The organism is Streptomyces sp. NPDC002088 (assembly GCF_040296605.1).
Lineage (GTDB): Bacteria > Actinomycetota > Actinomycetes > Streptomycetales > Streptomycetaceae > Streptomyces.
Genome location: NZ_JBEOXO010000001.1, coordinates 321,898 through 338,052, shown reverse-complemented (window position 1 = coordinate 338,052; position 16,155 = coordinate 321,898). Strand labels below are relative to the sequence as shown.

The following is a 16,155-nucleotide window of genomic DNA, read 5'->3' as shown; positions in this document are numbered from 1 at the left end:
AGACCTCAGGGAGTGGCCGAAAACAACCCATGCGGGCTACGGGACCATCTGCCCCTTGCCCAGCGCGATCACTCCGCCCTTCGACACCGTGTACAGCTCCGCGTCCCGCTCCGGGTTCACACCGATGGTCGCGCCCGGCGGTACCTCGACGTTCTTGTCCAGGACGGCCCCGCGCACCACCGCGCCCCGGCCGATGTGGACGTTGTCGTGCAGGATCGAGCCCTGGACGACGGCGCCCGGGTCGACCACCACGCCCGGGGACAGCACGGAGCGCGTCACCTGCCCGCGGATCAGGCATCCGGCGCTGATGATGGACTCACCGGCGATGCCGCCCGAGTTGAAGCGGGCGGGTGAGAGCTGGTTGGAGTGGGTGTAGATGGGCCAGCTGCGGTTGTAGAGGTTGAAGGCGGGGCGCTCGGCGATCAGGTCCATGTGGGCGTCGTAGTACGCGTCGAGGGTGCCGACGTCACGCCAGTAGCCCTGGTCGCGGGTGGTCTCGCCGGGCACGTGGTTGGCACTGAAGTCGTACAGGTGCGCCTCGCCCCGGCTGGTGAGCTGGGGCAGGATCGAGCCGCCCATGTCGTGCAGCGAGCCCTCGTCCTCGGCGTCCCGCTGGAGCGCCTCGATCAGCGCCTTGGTGGTGAAGACGTAGTTGCCCATCGAGGCGAACACGGACTCCGGATCGTCGGGCAGGCCCGGCGGATCGGCGGGCTTCTCCAGGAAGCGTTCGACGGTCTGGCCGTCCGAGCCCGGTGTGATCACGCCGAAGGACGACGACTCGGTGCGCGGTACGCGTATCCCCGCCACCGTCACCCCGGCCCCGCTGTCGATGTGCTGGGCGAGCATCTGCCGCGGGTCCATGCGGTAGACGTGGTCGGCGCCGAACACCACGACGTACTCGGGCCGTTCGTCGTAGATCAGGTTCAGCGACTGGAGGATGGCGTCGGCGCTGCCCAGGTACCAGCGCGGGCCGAGGCGCTGCTGGGCGGGGACGGGCGTGACGTAGTTGCCGAGCAGGCTGGACATCCGCCAGGTCGTGGTGATGTGCCGGTCCAGCGAGTGCGACTTGTACTGCGTCAGGACGCAGATGCGCAGGATGTCGCCGTTGACGAGGTTGGAGAGGACGAAGTCGACGAGGCGGTACGTGCCGCCGAAGGTGACCGCGGGTTTCGCGCGGTCCGCGGTCAGGGGCATCAACCGCTTGCCCTCACCGCCCGCCAGAACGATACCGAGCACCGAAGGCCCTCCACGACGCATGGCCGCTCCCCTCACCCTGGTTGACCCATGCCTGCCCCTGAGCAGTTCGCACTAAGCATGTTCGAGGATCTCCGAGCCGTATCTCCCGGCTGCACCAGGCCTGGTCGAGGACGCCCGAGCCACATCCACCGCTTGTACTAGGCCTGTTTGAGGATCTCCTCGTACAGCCGGACCGTGCGCCGTGCCACCGCGTCCCAGCCGAACTCGGTCACCGCGCGCTCCCGTCCGGCCTCGCCCATCCGCCGGGCCGCCCCCGGATCGCCGAGCACCGAGTCCAGCGCCCGCGCGAGGCCCGCCTCGAAGTCGTCGTCCACGGACACCAGTACGCCGGTCTCCCCGTCCGCCACGACCTCGGGAATGCCGCCGACCCGCGAGGCCACGACGGGCGTGCCGCAGGCCATCGCCTCCAGGTTGACGATGCCGAGCGGCTCGTATACCGAGGGGCAGACGAACACGGAAGCATGGGTGAGGAGTTGGATCACCTCCGGGCGCGGCAGCATCCGCGGGATCCAGTGCACGCCGTCGCGCGCACGGCTCAGCTCCTCGAAGAGGTCGCGGAACTCGCGCTCGATCTCCGGGGTGTCGGGTGCGCCCGCGCACAGGACGACCTGCGCCGCCGGGTCGATGTCCCGCACCGCGCGCAGCAGATGGGGGACGCCCTTCTGGCGGGTGATGCGGCCGACGAACAGCACATACGGGCGGCTCGGGTCGATGCCGACGCGGGTGAGGGCCTCCGTGCCGTGGTCGGGCCGGTAGAGGGCGGTGTCGATGCCGTTGTGCACGACGTGGACCCGGTCCGGGTCCAGGGCCGGATAGCAGCCGAGGATGTCCTCGCGCATGGCGCCGGACACCGCGATCACCGCGTCGGCCGCCTCGATCGCGGTGCGCTCGGCCCAGCCGGACAGCGCGTATCCACCGCCGAGTTGCTCGGCCTTCCAGGGGCGCAGCGGCTCCAGCGAGTGGGCCGTCAGCACGTGCGGGATGCCGTACAGGAGCTTGGCGAAGTGGCCGGCGAGGTTCGCGTACCAGGTGTGCGAGTGGACGAGTTCGCGCCCCTCGACGGCGGCGGCGATCGACAGGTCCGTGGAGAAGGTGCGCAGCGCGTCGTTGGCGCCGTCGAGGGCGGACCAGGAGCGGTGGCGTACGACGCCGTCGGCGCGCCCCTCGCCCCAGCAGTGCACGTCGAGATCGACGAGGGTCCGCAACTCCCGGGCGAGGAACTCGACATGGACCCCCGCGCCGCCGTACACGTCCGGGGGGTACTCCCGGGTCAGCAGTCCCACTCGCACCCGGAACCCCCTGTCTCAGCGGCTGGTTCCCTCATGGTCACCCAGATGGGTCGCGTGGGGAAGAGCGCGGGGGTCGTGTGAAGCAACAGTCGCCGCAGACGCCCCCGCCCGGCACCCGGTAGTACAGGCAGCAGCTGCGGCGACGGAAGGCGGTGCCGGTGAGGGTGCCGGTTCCGGCGAGGAGGGGGTGGCCGAACAGCTCGGCGGTCAGGGAGCGGGCTCCGGCGCCGACGTCCGGACGGCCGTTCGCCCTCGCCCAGCGGTCGAGCTCCCGGGCCGCCCCCGCGAGCGCGGATCCGGCGTTGCCCCACAACAGGCCCGCCGCGACCCGCCAGCGGGCCTGCACTGCCGCCGTCAGCGGCCGGAGGTGGGCGTCCAGCACGGCGTCGGCGACGGTCGCCGCGTCCCCCGGCAGCGGGCGTACCTCCGACAACCACAGGTCGTCGGGGGCGGTGCTGTCGGCGTCCCAGCGCAGCAGGCCCGGGTCGAGGTCGGGGATCCGGCCGTACAGCGTGGCGCACCCGAGCGCCACCGACCAGAGCCGGGCCGCGAGCGCCTGGTGCGCCACGGACGCCCCGACGCGCACTTCGGGAGCCCGCAGGCTCCTCGAACTCAGCTTGCCCAGGGCATCTCCGTGAACATCCGCTGTCCGATTCTCGTAGCTCTCACGCAGCGTCGGCAGCGGCCCGGACGGCGCTGCGGCCCTCCCTGGGTCCGTACGCAGGACGAAGAAGCCGCCGAGCGGGCGGAGTGCGGCGAGGTCGTGGTCGAGGTCGAGGTCCACGACCAGTAGTAGTACCAAGACCGGTAGGAGCTGTGATCAGCCGGTTCCCCTCCGTGTCACCCACCCTGGGGAGGAGCGTCCTCCTTTCGTACTCCATCGGCAGTAGGACCGATTGCCTGCTCAGGTACGACGACGGGAAGAGATCGACAGGGCAGGCTGTTGGCCATGAGAGCCGACCGTTCGCCGCGCCGGGCCCAGCGCCCCCGTCTCACGCAGAGGAGCTGCTCATGAGTGCCCTCGCGTTGTCCGTGGTCCTGTCGCTCGTCTCCGCCGTGGCGTACGCGGGCGGGGCGATCGTGCAGGAGCAGGTCGCGGCGTCCTCCCCCGACGAGCAGTTCGCGCCGCTGCGCCGGGCGAGCTGGTGGGCGGCCGTAGCGCTGAACGGCCTCGGCGGAATCCTCCACGTGGTGGCACTCGCCTACGGGCCGCTGAGCCTGGTCCAGCCGCTGGGCGCGCTGACCATCGTCTTCGCGCTGCCCATGGCGGCCCTGTTCGTCGGCCGCAAGGCCGGTGCCACGGCCTGGCGGGGCGCGATCATGGCGACGGCGGGGCTCGCGGGCCTGCTCTCCCTGGTCGGCGCGGCCGACGCGCACTCGCTCAGCACGGCCCAGCGGGTGGCCGCTGCGGTGGTCACCGGTGGTGCGGTGGTGGCGCTGATGGTGGCCGCCCGGGCGGCGCACCGGCACCCGGCGGTGCGCAGTGTGCTGCTGGCCACCGGGTCCGGCATCGCGTTCGGTATGTCCTCGGTGTTCACCAAGACGGTCGCGGTCGACTGGACCGGCGGGGTGACGGCGGGCGACCTGCCGTCCCTGGCCGTGATCGGCGTCCTGGCCACGGCCGGCATGCTGCTCTCGCAGGCCTCCTACCGGGGCGCCGGCCTCGCGGCTCCACTGGCCACGCTGACGGTCGTGAACCCGGTGGTGGCGGCGGCGGTGGGCATCACGATGTTCGGAGAAACCTTCCGCTACGGCACCGCGGGCACCGCGCTCGCCCTGAGCTGCGGAGTGGTGGCGGCGGGCGGCCTGATCCTGCTGACGACCGAGCGCCTCACGCGCACGGCAGAGGTGACGGTGCCCGCGCAGCGGTCGGAGACGGTGCCCGCAGAGGGGACCGAGACGGTGCCCGTGCAGGGGACCGAGACGGTGACGGTCGCCGTGCCGGTCACGGCGGAGGAACTGCTGGCCGAGGAACTCCTCCTCATGGAGACCCCGGAGATTCCGGCGATCCCTGCGATACCGGAGATCCCGGCGATCCCTGAACAGACAGTTGCCGTCCTGCGTGAGGACGGCCCGGAGCCGGTTTCGCAGCCCCCCGGCTCCGACGACGAACCGCAGAACGATTCGCAGCGCTACTACAGCTCCTTCTACGGCGGCCCGTTCGTCGTGATGCCCGTCCTGGACCGGCACCGCACGCACGTCAAATCCTGACGCCGCCGGCCCGTAGATACGCCACCGGGTCGACGTCCGTACCGAAGCCGGGCCCCGTCCGCACCTCGAAGTGCAGATGCGGGCCCGTAGTGTTGCCCGTGGAACCCGAGCGGCCGATGCGCTGGCCCGCGCCCACCGACTGCCCGGTCTTCACGGAGATCGCCGACAGGTGCGCGTACTGGGTGTAGCGGCCGTCGGCGTGCCGGATGACCACCTGGTAGCCGAAGGATCCGCCCCAGCCGGCGCTGACGACCCGCCCCGGCGCGACCGCCTTGACGGTCGTACCGGTGGGCACGGGGAAGTCGACGCCGGTGTGGTACCCCTTCGACCAGGAGGAGCCCGCCGCGTGGTACGCGGTGCCCATGGCCGCATGGACCGGGGCGACGAGGGAGTGACCGCTCGCACTGGTCGTCTCGGCGCTGTCCGAAGAGGACTTCTCCGTGGCGGGCTTGGGCGTGGTGCGGGTCGTCGTGGTGGTGGCGGCAGCCTTGGCGCGCAGGTTCAGCCGCTGGCCGGGCAGGATCAGGTCGGGGTCGTCTCCGACGGTCTTGCGGTTGGCGGTGTACAGCCCGTGCCAACCGCCCTTGACGTGCTGGTCCTCGGCGATCCCGGAGAGCGTGTCACCGCGCACCACCCTGTACATCTCGGCCGTGCCGGCCCGGGACTGGGGCGTGGTCTGCGGCTGCACGTCCTGCACGGAGGTCTGCGCGGAGGCATGCGTGGAGGTCTGTGCGGAACTTTTGGCGGTCCGGGTCGTGGCGGTGCCGGCGGGGTGGATGTCGGGTGTGTCGCCGCCCCGGGTCAGCCCGGCCCGTACCGAGCACACCGGCCAGGCGCCGGGGCCCTGCCCCTTCAGCACCTTCTCCGCCACGGCGATCTGCTGGTCCTTGGTGGCCAGATCCGCCCGCCGCGCGTACGCCGTGCCCCCGTACGCCTCCCAGGTGGACTGGGTGAACTGCAGTCCGCCGTAGTAGCCGTTGCCGGTGTTGATGCTCCAGTTGTCGCTCGACTCGCACGCGGCGACCTTGTTCCAGGTGTCCACGTCGGCCGCCTGGGCGGTGCCGGCGCCGATGAGCGGGATCGCGATTCCGGCGCTGCCCGCCGTGACGGTGAGTGAGGCGCGGTTGATCCTGTTCGGCTGATACCGGCGGTGCCGGCCGCGTACGGCCATGGAGAGCCCCCTCGTGCGTCAGGAGGGCCAAAAGTAAGCGCCCCGAACAGGCCATGACAAGGCAGCAATCAGCCGCCGTGTCACGCAAGGGACAAGGAATCCATCCGAGTTGCCGAACGGGTGAGGCAGGTGGGGGTTCCGCCGCGTATCTGCGTACGCAACAGGGAACAGCCCGGACGTGCGGTCGGCGTACCGGAACGTCAGGATGGTCGGTGCGGCAATACTGGCGGACACGACCGGCACGACCGATATCAGGATCCTTAGGAGCCAACCGTATGAGCACTACAGCCCAGATCGGCGTCACGGGTCTCGCGGTCATGGGACGCAACCTCGCCCGCAACTTCGCGCGCAACGGCTACACGGTCGCGGTGCACAACCGGACAGCGGCGCGCATGCACGCCCTCGTCGAGGAGTTCGGGCACGAGGGAGAGTTCGTCGCGGCCGAGACCGCCAAGGACTTCGTGGCGGCGCTGGAGCGGCCGCGTCGTCTGGTCATCATGGTGAAGGCCGGTGACCCGACGGACGCGGTGATCCAGGAGTTCGCCCCGCTCCTGGAGCCCGGTGACATGATCATCGACGGCGGCAACGCGCACTTCGCGGACACCCGCCGCCGGGAGCGCGCACTGCGCGAGCAGGGCATCCACTTCGTCGGTACGGGCGTCTCCGGCGGCGAGGAGGGCGCGCTGCACGGGCCGAGCATCATGCCGGGCGGTTCGAAGGAGTCGTACGAGTCCCTCGGCCCCATGCTGGAGAAGATCTCCGCGAAGGCGAAGGACGGGGCGCCGTGCGTGACGCATGTGGGTCCCGACGGCGCCGGACACTTCGTGAAGATGGTCCACAACGGCATCGAGTACGCCGACATGCAGCTGATCGGTGAGGCGTACCAGCTGCTGCGCGACGTCGCCGGGTACTCCCCCGCACAGATCGCGGACATCTTCCGCACCTGGAACACGGGCCGGCTCGACTCGTACCTGATCGAGATCACGGCGGAGGTCCTGTCGCACGTGGACGCGGCGACGGGCAAGCCCTTCGTGGACGTCGTCCAGGACCAGGCCGAGCAGAAGGGCACCGGCCGCTGGACGGTCCAGATCGCCCTGGACCTGGGCGTGCCGGTGTCCGGCATCGCCGAGGCGGTCTTCGCGCGCTCCCTGTCCGGGCACAGCGCGCTGCGCGAGGCCTCGCGGGGCCTGGCCGGACCGAAGGCCTCCGCGCTGTCGGAGACCGAGGCGGCGGCCTTCGCGGACCGGGTGGAGCAGGCGCTGTACGCGTCGAAGATCGTGTCGTACACGCAGGGCTTCCACGAGATCGCGGCGGGCAGCGAGGAGTACGGCTGGGACATCGACCTCGGCGCCGTCTCCTCGATCTGGCGGGGCGGCTGCATCATCCGCGCGGCGTTCCTGGACCGTATCCGCGCCGCATACGACGCCCGGCCCGACCTGCCGAGCCTGCTGTCCGACGACACCTTCGCGCAGGAGATCGGAGCCGCCCAGGACGACTGGCGCGAGGTCCTGATCGCCGCGACCCGCGAGGGCGTCCCGACGCCCGGCTTCGCCGCGGCCCTCGCCTACTACGACGCCCTGCGCGCCGAGCGGCTGCCGGCGGCGCTCACGCAGGGTCAGCGGGACTTCTTCGGTGCGCACACCTACCGGCGGGTGGACCGGGAGGGCTCGTTCCACACGCTGTGGGGCGGGGACCGGTCGGAGGTGGAGGCGTAGGGGCGGGTAGGACGACCGCTTGAGACGGCGGGCGACCCGCGTGGCCGCCGACCGCTGAGACGGCAGGCGACCCGCGTGGCCGCCGACCGCTCGACACGGCGGGCGACCCGTGTGGTCGCCCGCCGTCGGCATGTCGACCCAGGTGTCAGTCGCCCAGTGCGAGCCGGATGCCGAACGCGCCGACGACCGTGCCGGTGACCCGGTCGAGCATGCGCCGGGTGGAGCCGCGCCGCAGACGGTCGCGGAGCAGGTGGGCACAGCCGATGAGGACGGACGACCAGAGTGTCCCCAGCACGACGTGGGTGCCGGCGAGCAGCACGCCCATCGCGAGATGCGAGGTGCCGGCCGGAATGAACTGCGGGAGTACGGAGACGTAGAACGCGCCGACCTTGGGATTGAGCAGGTTGGTCAACGCGCCCTGCCGCCAGCCGCCGAGCACCGTGTCCGGGGCGCCGCCCCGGAAGCGGCCGGTTTCCTCGTCCGCCTCCTCCTGCGCCGCCCCTGCCGCGCGGCGCGTGGACCAGAGCATGCGCCCGCCCATCCACACCAGGTAGGCGGCGCCCGCCCAGCGGACGATCGTGTACGCCAGGTGGGAGGCGGTCAGCAGGGCGGTCACGCCCAGCGAGGTGAGGACACCCCAGGCCAGGGTTCCGGCCTGTATCCCGAGGACGACTCCCCAGGCGCGGCGACGGTGTCCCAGCGCGGCGGTACGCAGGATGAGCGCGGTGTCCAGGCCGGGCGTGAGGGTAAGCAGCCCGACGATCACGGCGAAGCCCCAGAGGGCGGAGTAGTCGATCACCTGGAGACCTTAGGATCTCCGGCCGCACGAATGCCAGAATCCTGCCCGATATCGGGCATGACTGTGGGCATGACTGTGCGGGCCTGCGGCCTGGGCGGGGTGCATGCCTCTCCGGGGGCTTACTCAGGTGTCACGTCAGGGGCGGTCCCGGTTCGGGGTTCGGTACGGGCTCCGGCCCCGGGGGGATCGGGGACGGAGAGGGCTCCGGGGGCGGACCCGGGGTCGGGGGCGGTATCGGTCCGGGGGTCGGCGGCGGAGGCTGTCCGGGGTCCGGGGGCGGGCCCGGAGCCGGGGGCGGAGTCGGGGCCGGAGGCTGCGCGGGATCCGGGGGCGGAGTCGGGGCCGGAGGCTGCGCGGGATCCGGGTAGGGCTCCGGGTGCCGCGGGTCGGGGCCCGGTGTCGGTCCGGGTGGGACGGGGTCGGGATAGGGATTGGTCATGGCGTCCTCCGGCCAGTCGATGAACCTTGGCTCTGGACTACTCCCCGCGTACCCGGGGCCCGCGCCGCCACTCACCCACGGGCATCGACGCGGGAGCCCAGCCGACCTCATTCGGCGGGCGTACTTCGGCTTGGGCTTGAGGGGGCGCGATGTCCGGCCTGAGGGAGCGCTGCACCCACCCGCGGTGCGCTGCCACCGACCCGACGGCGCGCTACCTCCAGCCCAGCGGCGCGCTGCCTCCACGCCCGACCGCCCGGTGTACGGCAGGCATCCCGACGCCCGCCTCAGCACTCACCCGCGCCGCGCCGCCTCCGCGCCCGCCGCCAGGCCCGGGCGGGGGCTGGCGAGTACCGGGATCGGGGTGGTCGTCAGGTGCTGGGCCGGGGCCATGGAGGCCTGGGCCAGGACGATCGCGTCGGCGTCGGTGACCGCATCTGCCGCGGCTGCCACCAGGCGGATGTAGGCCCCGCTGTCGCCTGCCTCGAAGCGGGCCCACGCGCCGCCGACCAGCATGGTGCGCACCGTGACGGGGCGGGTGGCCCGGCGGGCCTCCTCCTCGATCAGCGCCGCCGTCGGGGCGTGCGTGCTCTCCAGGGCGGCGAGGACGACGACACGCGCCCCCGCCGCCACCGCGGCCGCCGCCATCGGACGGTCGACGCGCAGGACCGGGACACCGGCCTCCGCCTCGTACGCCTCCGCGACGCCGCCGATGGTCGAGCAGGTGCACAGCACCGCCCGCGCGCCGTCGGCGACGGCCCGGTCGACGGCGGCGCGTACGTCCGCCGCCACGGCGTCCGGTCCGGCCGCACGGGCCCGGTCCAGCAGGGGCTCGTCGACGAAGTGCCGCAGCTCCAGGTCCGGATGGCCCTCGTCGCGCAGGGCGTCGAAGACCGGGACGTGGACGGGTGAGGTGTGCAGGAGGGCGAGCATGAGCGGTGTCAGAACCTGCCGGGGTGCGCGATCAGCCAGTCCTTCGCCGCCCGCAGCAGCTCGGGGTCGGCTGCCGGGGCCTCCTCCGGGTGGCGTTCGGCCCACTTGACGACGTAGGGGCACAGGGGCGCAACCGGGACTCCCTCGCGCGCGGCGATGGCGTAGAGCTCACGTGCCAGCGAGCCCGCGATGCCCTTTCCCTCGTGGGCCGGTTCGACGATGGTGTGCACCGGAACCAGGGCCCGCCCGGGGGATTCGAGCACGAAGTACTCGATGTGGCCGGCCACCTCGCCGTCCGCGCCCACCGCTTCCAGGCGTCCGCCCGCGCGGTCGTCACGGATCTCTATGTCACTCATGGACACTCCCTCGAAGAGCAGTCGAACCGGTCCGTCGGTCAGGCGCCGACCGCCTGCGGGCTGCGCTCCTGGTCCGAGCCCGGCACGGGCTCCGACGGGTCCGCACCCAGGGCCACGATCCGGTTGTCGCCGTCCACGTGCACGACCCGGGGACGCAGGGACCGGGCCTCGGCGTCGGTGACCTGAGCGTAGCTGATGATGATCACCAGGTCTCCGGGGTGGACCAGGTGGGCCGCGGCCCCGTTGATCCCGACGACCCCGGAGCCGCGTTCGCCCTCGATGACGTACGTCTCGAGCCGGGCACCGTTGGTGACGTCGACGATGTGGACCAGCTCGCCGGGCAGCAGGTCGGCGGCGTCCAGGAGGTCGGCGTCGATGGTCACCGATCCCACGTAGTGCAGGTCGGCCTGGGTGACGGTGGCTCGGTGGATCTTGGACTTGAACATTGTACGAAACACGGAGAAACTCCCGATTTGTCAGCTCCCTGCCTGCTTCTGCAGGTCAAGGGCGTATCCGGAGGCTACCTCGATTCGCATGTCCGGTCAGCTGTCGCCAGGTGTTCGAGGACTCACTCTGACCCGTTGCTGACCCTTCTGACGCCGTGCCAGTCGAACGCCGCACGCGCGTCACGGAATGTCGGCACGCTTTGGGTTCCGGGCGATGTCGATTGCCTGGCGGGGCACTTCGACCGGCCTAGCAAGGGACACGGCGTAGTGCTCGTCGAAGAGGAAGAACGGAACGGCGGTATGCCGACTGCATCTCGGGGCGGCGCTACTCAGGAGCGCCGGCATGCGTCGCACCGGGACTCCGAAGACTCTGCGAGATCCTCCGGCGGCGTTGCGGGACAGCCTTCTCCACGAGCGCTGGACCAGCCGCCCGGGCCGGCCGTGGACCGGGCACGCGCCGGTTTTCCAGCCGACGTCGTCGTGCCGGGCCGGCAGTCCGACCGGCGGTCTCCTCTGCCTCATTGGGCCGAGTGCCCCTTGTTGGCACTTCCTGCGTGACGTGGCCGTAGGCAGGCCGGCCATGAGGAACGTGGAGGAGCCGACAGCTTGGGGCACCGTGGGTGTCACATCTCAGGCTCCGACCAGAGGTCGGGCGGGACGATGCCGACGGAGCGGCCGTGGGGGTCCAGGAGGCGTCCGAGCAGCTTGTCCTGGCGCAGGGTGATGACGCGGTCGACGATGTCGAGGCTCGGGTGAGCGGAGGCCAGCTGGGTTTCCAGGCGCAGTACGTCACTGACGGAGTGCAGGCTGGCCTGGAGGATGAGGTTGTGGGGGCCGCTGACGGCGGCGCAGTTGCGGGTCTCGGGCAGGCGGATGAGGGCGTGGCCGATCTCGGGGAGGTCGGCGGGTGGGACTCTGGCCCAGAGGGTGACCGAGACGGGCCAGCCGCCGAGGGGGCGGGCGAAGTCGCAGCGGAACCGCAGCAGGCCGCGCCGGGTGAGGTGTTCGGTGCGGCGTTTGGCGGTGTTGAGGCTGACGCCGAGGTCGCCTGCCAGGGTCTGGTAGGAGGCGCGGCCGTCGTGGGCGAGCCGGGCGATGAGGGCGCGGTCGAAGGCGGTGATCTCGCCCGGGGCAGCGGGGGTTTGGGCGGGGGGCGGGCCGGTCAGCTGGGCGCGCTGGCCGGGGGCCAGGGCGGCGATACGCCACCGGCCGCCCTCGGTGAACATGTGGGTGACGATCCGGGCCTCCACGGCGGTGATGCCGGGACGGTTCGGGAGCAGGTCGAGGGTGTAGCGGGACAGGGCCGGCAGGTCGCGGGTGGCGACGGTGGCGAGGATGTCGTGGCCGGCGGCCGCGCGCTCGATCGTGAGCATCTGGGGGTGGGCGCTCAGGGCCCGGGCGACCCCGGCGGTGGCTCCCGGAGCGCAGTCGATCACGACGAAGGCCACGCAGACCTGCTCGAACAGGCGTGGGCCGGGTGAGAAGCCCACCCATGCGGCGCCCTGCTCGGACAGGCGGCCGAAGCGGCGGGCCACGGTGACCGGGTCGACCTCCAGCGCGCGCCCGAGCTCGGTCCATGAGGCCCGCGGCTGCAACTGCAGGGCATTGATCAGCGCCAGGTCGTCCTCTGTCAGCAGTGCGGGTGCATCATCCTGCATGCTCCTGCCCTGCGAGGCAGATTCCTGCGTTTGGCGGCTTTCACGCGTCACTCTCCCATTGTGGACTTCAGGGGCCCGCACCTGGACCTGGCGAGCGTGAAGGAGGGCCGGACCATGGCATACGGCGATTTTCAGAACGAGATCTACATGGACGGGCTGCGCGGGGTGGTGCCACGCTTCCCGATGACCTACGACGAGCTGGCGCCGCTGGCTCAGGCCGCGATGCCCGCCTCGGTGCGCTCCTACGTCATGGCCGGAGCCGGCGACGAGCGCACCCAGCGGGCCAATGTCACCGCGTTCGAACGCTGGGGCCTCGTCCCGCGGATGATGGTGGGGGCCACGGACCGGGATCTGTCCGTCGACCTGTTCGGGATGCGTCTGCCCTCGCCGCTGTTCATGTCCCCGGTCGGCGTGATCGGGTTGTGCGCGCAGGACGGCCACGGCGATCTCGCCACTGCCCGAGCCGCCGCCCGCACCGGCGTGCCGATGGTCGCCTCCACCTTGAGCGTCGATCCGCTGGAGCAGGTGGCCGCCGAGTTCGGCGGCACCCCGGGGTTCTTCGGTGCCGGCGGGCGCGCCGCCCCGGCCGCGCGGCGCGTGCGGTCCCTGCTCGCCGAAGCAGACCTGATCATGGCCGTCGACGGCTACCCCGCCCTCGCCGACCTCACCCCGGACGCCCTCCGCCGCCTCACCTGACAGCCGTCGACCAGCCGGGGCGGACGCAGCGGCGGTCCTCGCTCACCGAGTGGCCGGCCATGGTCCACCACCTCGGCAACCCGGGCCAGCCCTAGGAGCAGGCCCATCACCGAACGGACGGTATGTCACGACAGGTATCTATTTGTCCAGCAGGATCAGACTGGCGCACCGCATCCCCACGACGCCGAAGACGGCATTCGACCCTTCACGGAGAAGCGAGCACCCCTCCGGCAGACCCGTTGAACCAGAAGCCCAGCCCCAGCAAGAAAGTCGATGGCAACCATGACTGAGCAGTCCACCGTCCGCAGCGTGACCTACGACCTGCTGCGGACCCTGAAACTCACCACGGTCTTCGGCAATCCCGGTTCCACCGAGCAGCCGTTCCTGCAGGAATTCCCCGAGGATTTCACCTACGTCCTGGCGCTGCAGGAGGCGTCCGTCATCGCGATGGCCGACACCTTCGCCCAGGTGACCGGCCGCCCCGCACTGGTCAACCTGCACTCCTCGGCCGGGATGGGAAACGCGGTGGGCAACCTGGTGGCGGCCTACCACGGAAACACGCCCCTGATCATCACCTCCGGCCAGCAGCACCGGGAACTGGTGATCGGGGACCCGTACCTCGGCAACCGCGAGGCCACCACGCTGCCCAAGCCCTGGGTGAAGTGGTCCTACGAGCCGGCCCGCGCCGAAGACGTCCCCGAAGCCTTCATGCGGGCCTACGCGGAGGCGCTGCAGCCACCGACGGGACCGGTCTACCTCTCCATTCCCATGGATGACTGGAAACGACCCCTGTCCGGCTTCACCCGGGTGCGCACGGTGAGCGACCGCGTCGCTCCCGACACCGCGCGGCTGCGCGCCTTCGCCGACCGTATCTCCGCCAGCCGTCGCCCCGCGCTGGTCTTCGGGCCCGAGGTCGACCGCGCCGGCGGATGGGACGCGGCCGTCGCCCTGGCGGGGAAGCTGCGCGCGGCCGTCTACGGCGCCCCGCTGCTGGACCGCGCCTCCTTCCCCGAGGACCACCCCCTCTTCGGCGGCCCGCTCGGCATGTCGGTCAAGACCATCAGCGACCGCCTGGCCGGGCACGACCTGGTGGTCGTGATCGGCGCGGAGGTGTTCCGCTACTACCCCTACGTGCCCGGCGACTACCTCCCCGAAGGCACCGAACTCCTCCAGATCACCGGCAACCCGGCGGTCGCCGCGGCGGCGCGCGTGGGCGACAGTGTCCTGGGCGACCCCAGGACGGCGATCGAACTGCTCCTGGACATGGTCGCCGAGGGATCGGCGCGGACCGCTCCGGAACCGATGCCGCGGCCACGTGAGCTGCCGCAGGCGCCGAACAGCCCGCTCACCCCGCCGGAGGTGTACGCCGCCCTGAGCAGGGTCCGGCCGGTCGACGCGGTCATCGTCAACGAGTCGACCTCCACGATGGCCCAGCAGATCGAGTGGCTCCCCACCACCCGGACCGGATCGTTCTTCGCCACGGCCAGCGGCGGCATCGGCTGGGGCACCCCCGCCGCGGTGGGCGTCGCGCTCGGCGACCGGGACAGGGGCGTCGAACGGCCGGTGATCGGCCTGATCGGCGACGGCTCCTTCCAGTACTCCGTGCAGGCCATCTACACGGCGGCCCAGCACAACCTCCCGATCGTGTACGCCGTCATGCGCAACCAGGAGTACTCCATCCTCAAGTCGTTCGCGGTGCTGGAGGAGACCCCGGGCGTGCCCGGGCTCGACCTGCCCGGGCTCGACATCGCCTCCGTCGCCCGCGGCTTCGGATGCCGCGCGGTCGACGTGGAGACCACCGAGGACCTGGAGCGGGAGTTCAAGTCGGCCCTGACCGCCGGCACCACCACCGTCATCGTGGTCGCCACGCAGCCCCAAGAGGCGATGTTGTAGGCCGCGGGCAGCTCGCGTGGTCGAAGAGAGAACAGCGGAGAGAGGACAGCAATCATGGACTTCGGACTGAAGGACCGGGTGTACATAGTCACCGGCGGCACCCGGGGGCTGGGCATGGCCGCCGCGCGCGAACTGGTGGCGGACGGTGCGAGGGTGGTCGTCAGCGGCCGCGACGAGAGGTCGGTGGCCGCCGCACAGACGGAGCTCGGCGGCCCGGGACAGGCGGTCGGCGTCGTGGCCGACAACGCCGACACCGACACTCCGGACCGGCTGATCGCCGCGGCACGTGATGCCTTCCAGCGGCTCGACGGGGTGCTCATCAGCGTCGGCGGACCCCCGGCAGGCACGTCGGACACCATCGACGACGACCAGTGGCGCACCGCCTTCGAGTCGGTCTTCCTCGGCGCGGTGCGGCTCTCCCGCGCGGTGGCGGCGGAGCTGGGCGAGGGAGGTGCCATCGGCTTCGTCCTCTCCAGCTCCGTGTACGAGCCGATCCCCGGCCTGGCGATCTCCAATGCCCTGCGGCCGGGCCTGGCCGGTTACGCGAAGAACCTCGCGAACGAGCTGGGTCCCAGCGGCATCCGCGTCGTCGGCCTCGTGCCCGCCCACATCGAAACCGACCGGGTACGCGAACTCGACGCCCGACACGGTGACGCCGACGCCGCCCGCGAGCGCGCCATCGCCGGCGTCCCCCTGCGCCGCTACGGAACCCCGGACGAGTTCGGCCGCAGCGCCGCCTTCCTGCTGTCGCCCGCCGCCTCGTACCTGACGGGCGTGATGCTGTCGGTCGACGGGGGTGTGCGCAAGGGCTTCTGACGGAGCCCACGGCGAACCACACGACCGACCATGTGAACACCGAAGGGTCCAGGAACCTGAGCAACGGTGCAGATCCGCGGAAATCCTTCCGGTCCGCTGGGTGCGGCGAGGCCATCCGCAGAAGGAGGCGACGCGACTGGCCCTGGAGCTGTCCGCAGCGATCGCCCGGATCTCCGGCGTGGACGCGAGCCGGACCATGGTGGTGCTGCAGGACGGACCTGCACGGTCCGCTGTCGAGGGCGGGCACGTGCTGCCCGAACCAGGTGAGGAAGAGGAGTGGTTGCGCCGGACCGGGGGCTGAACAGCGTGTGGATGGCCGGCACCGGCATCGCCCGCGCACGGCGTGCTTCGGCGACGCTGGGGGCGGTGTCTTCCTTCTCCCGGTGCAGCTCCGCCAGACGGACGAACTCCTCAAGTACGGCCGGGAGCATGCTTGACCGCTTTCGGTTCCATAACCCGGTTCGTACGAAACGGTGCGC

Annotated in this window: 14 protein-coding genes and 1 pseudogene; 6 read left to right on the top strand and 9 right to left on the bottom strand. The window is 71.5% G+C overall.

The window, feature by feature from the left end; genetic code table 11:
* Positions 1–36 precede the first annotated feature (36 nt).
* The 3 genes from glgC to ABT114_RS01505 form a co-directional block, all read right to left on the bottom strand.
* Positions 37–1,257 carry a glucose-1-phosphate adenylyltransferase gene (glgC, locus tag ABT114_RS01515; RefSeq protein WP_351137340.1) on the bottom strand — a complete coding sequence of 407 codons (1,221 nt, stop codon included), beginning with the start codon at positions 1,255–1,257 and terminating at the stop codon, positions 37–39.
* A gap of 137 nt (positions 1,258–1,394) precedes the next feature.
* Entirely contained in the window at positions 1,395–2,546 is a 1,152-nt protein-coding gene (gene glgA, locus ABT114_RS01510; RefSeq protein WP_351137338.1) for a glycogen synthase, read from the bottom strand.
* Positions 2,547–2,583: 37 nt separating this feature from the next.
* The gene (locus ABT114_RS01505) at positions 2,584–3,348 is read right to left on the bottom strand and encodes a (2Fe-2S)-binding protein (RefSeq protein WP_351137337.1); all 765 of its coding nucleotides are present in this window, start codon (positions 3,346–3,348) and stop codon (positions 2,584–2,586) included.
* Between the two features lie 209 nt (positions 3,349–3,557).
* Here ABT114_RS01505 and ABT114_RS01500 point away from each other — a divergent pair, with 209 nt between their 5' ends.
* Positions 3,558–4,757 (top strand): DMT family transporter, encoded by a 1,200-nt coding sequence (locus tag ABT114_RS01500; RefSeq protein ID WP_351137335.1) that lies wholly within the window; start codon positions 3,558–3,560, stop codon positions 4,755–4,757.
* Here ABT114_RS01500 and ABT114_RS01495 read toward each other — a convergent pair.
* A complete protein-coding gene (locus ABT114_RS01495) occupies positions 4,747–5,928 on the bottom strand; it encodes a transglycosylase family protein (protein ID WP_351137333.1) in 1,182 nt (393 codons plus the stop codon). The two genes, ABT114_RS01500 and ABT114_RS01495, sit on opposite strands and share 11 nt — an antisense overlap.
* A gap of 275 nt (positions 5,929–6,203) precedes the next feature.
* Here ABT114_RS01495 and gnd point away from each other — a divergent pair, with 275 nt between their 5' ends.
* Positions 6,204–7,643 carry an NADP-dependent phosphogluconate dehydrogenase gene (gene gnd, locus ABT114_RS01490; RefSeq protein WP_351137331.1) on the top strand — a complete coding sequence of 480 codons (1,440 nt, stop codon included), beginning with the start codon at positions 6,204–6,206 and terminating at the stop codon, positions 7,641–7,643.
* A 145-nt stretch (positions 7,644–7,788) separates the two neighbouring features.
* Here the strand turns inward: gnd and ABT114_RS01485 are convergent, their stop codons facing one another.
* From ABT114_RS01485 to ABT114_RS01465, 5 genes are all read right to left on the bottom strand, one after another.
* A complete protein-coding gene (locus ABT114_RS01485; protein WP_351137329.1) occupies positions 7,789–8,442 on the bottom strand; it encodes a LysE family translocator in 654 nt (217 codons plus the stop codon).
* 730 nt (positions 8,443–9,172) lie between these two features.
* A complete protein-coding gene (locus ABT114_RS01480) occupies positions 9,173–9,811 on the bottom strand; it encodes an aspartate/glutamate racemase family protein (RefSeq protein WP_351137327.1) in 639 nt (212 codons plus the stop codon).
* Positions 9,812–9,819: 8 nt separating this feature from the next.
* On the bottom strand, positions 9,820–10,167 hold the full coding sequence (locus tag ABT114_RS01475) for a GNAT family N-acetyltransferase (protein WP_351137325.1): 348 nt from the start codon (positions 10,165–10,167) through the stop codon (positions 9,820–9,822).
* A gap of 38 nt (positions 10,168–10,205) precedes the next feature.
* Entirely contained in the window at positions 10,206–10,625 is a 420-nt protein-coding gene (gene panD / locus ABT114_RS01470; protein WP_351137323.1) for an aspartate 1-decarboxylase, read from the bottom strand.
* A 611-nt stretch (positions 10,626–11,236) separates the two neighbouring features.
* Complete coding sequence (locus ABT114_RS01465) at positions 11,237–12,271, bottom strand: Lrp/AsnC family transcriptional regulator (RefSeq protein ID WP_351137321.1); 1,035 nt, start codon at positions 12,269–12,271, stop codon at positions 11,237–11,239.
* 114 nt (positions 12,272–12,385) lie between these two features.
* Between ABT114_RS01465 and ABT114_RS01460 the strand changes: the two are divergent.
* The 4 genes and pseudogenes from ABT114_RS01460 to ABT114_RS01445 form a co-directional block, all read left to right on the top strand.
* Positions 12,386–12,832, top strand: a pseudogene (locus ABT114_RS01460) (alpha-hydroxy-acid oxidizing protein); the annotation flags it as partial.
* 417 nt (positions 12,833–13,249) lie between these two features.
* Complete coding sequence (gene mdlC, locus ABT114_RS01455) at positions 13,250–14,860, top strand: benzoylformate decarboxylase (RefSeq protein WP_351137319.1); 1,611 nt, start codon at positions 13,250–13,252, stop codon at positions 14,858–14,860.
* A 54-nt stretch (positions 14,861–14,914) separates the two neighbouring features.
* On the top strand, positions 14,915–15,676 hold the full coding sequence (locus ABT114_RS01450; RefSeq protein WP_351137317.1) for an SDR family oxidoreductase: 762 nt from the start codon (positions 14,915–14,917) through the stop codon (positions 15,674–15,676).
* 100 nt (positions 15,677–15,776) lie between these two features.
* Positions 15,777–15,977 (top strand): hypothetical protein, encoded by a 201-nt coding sequence (locus ABT114_RS01445; RefSeq protein WP_351137315.1) that lies wholly within the window; start codon positions 15,777–15,779, stop codon positions 15,975–15,977.
* The last annotated feature ends 178 nt before the right edge of the window (positions 15,978–16,155 follow it).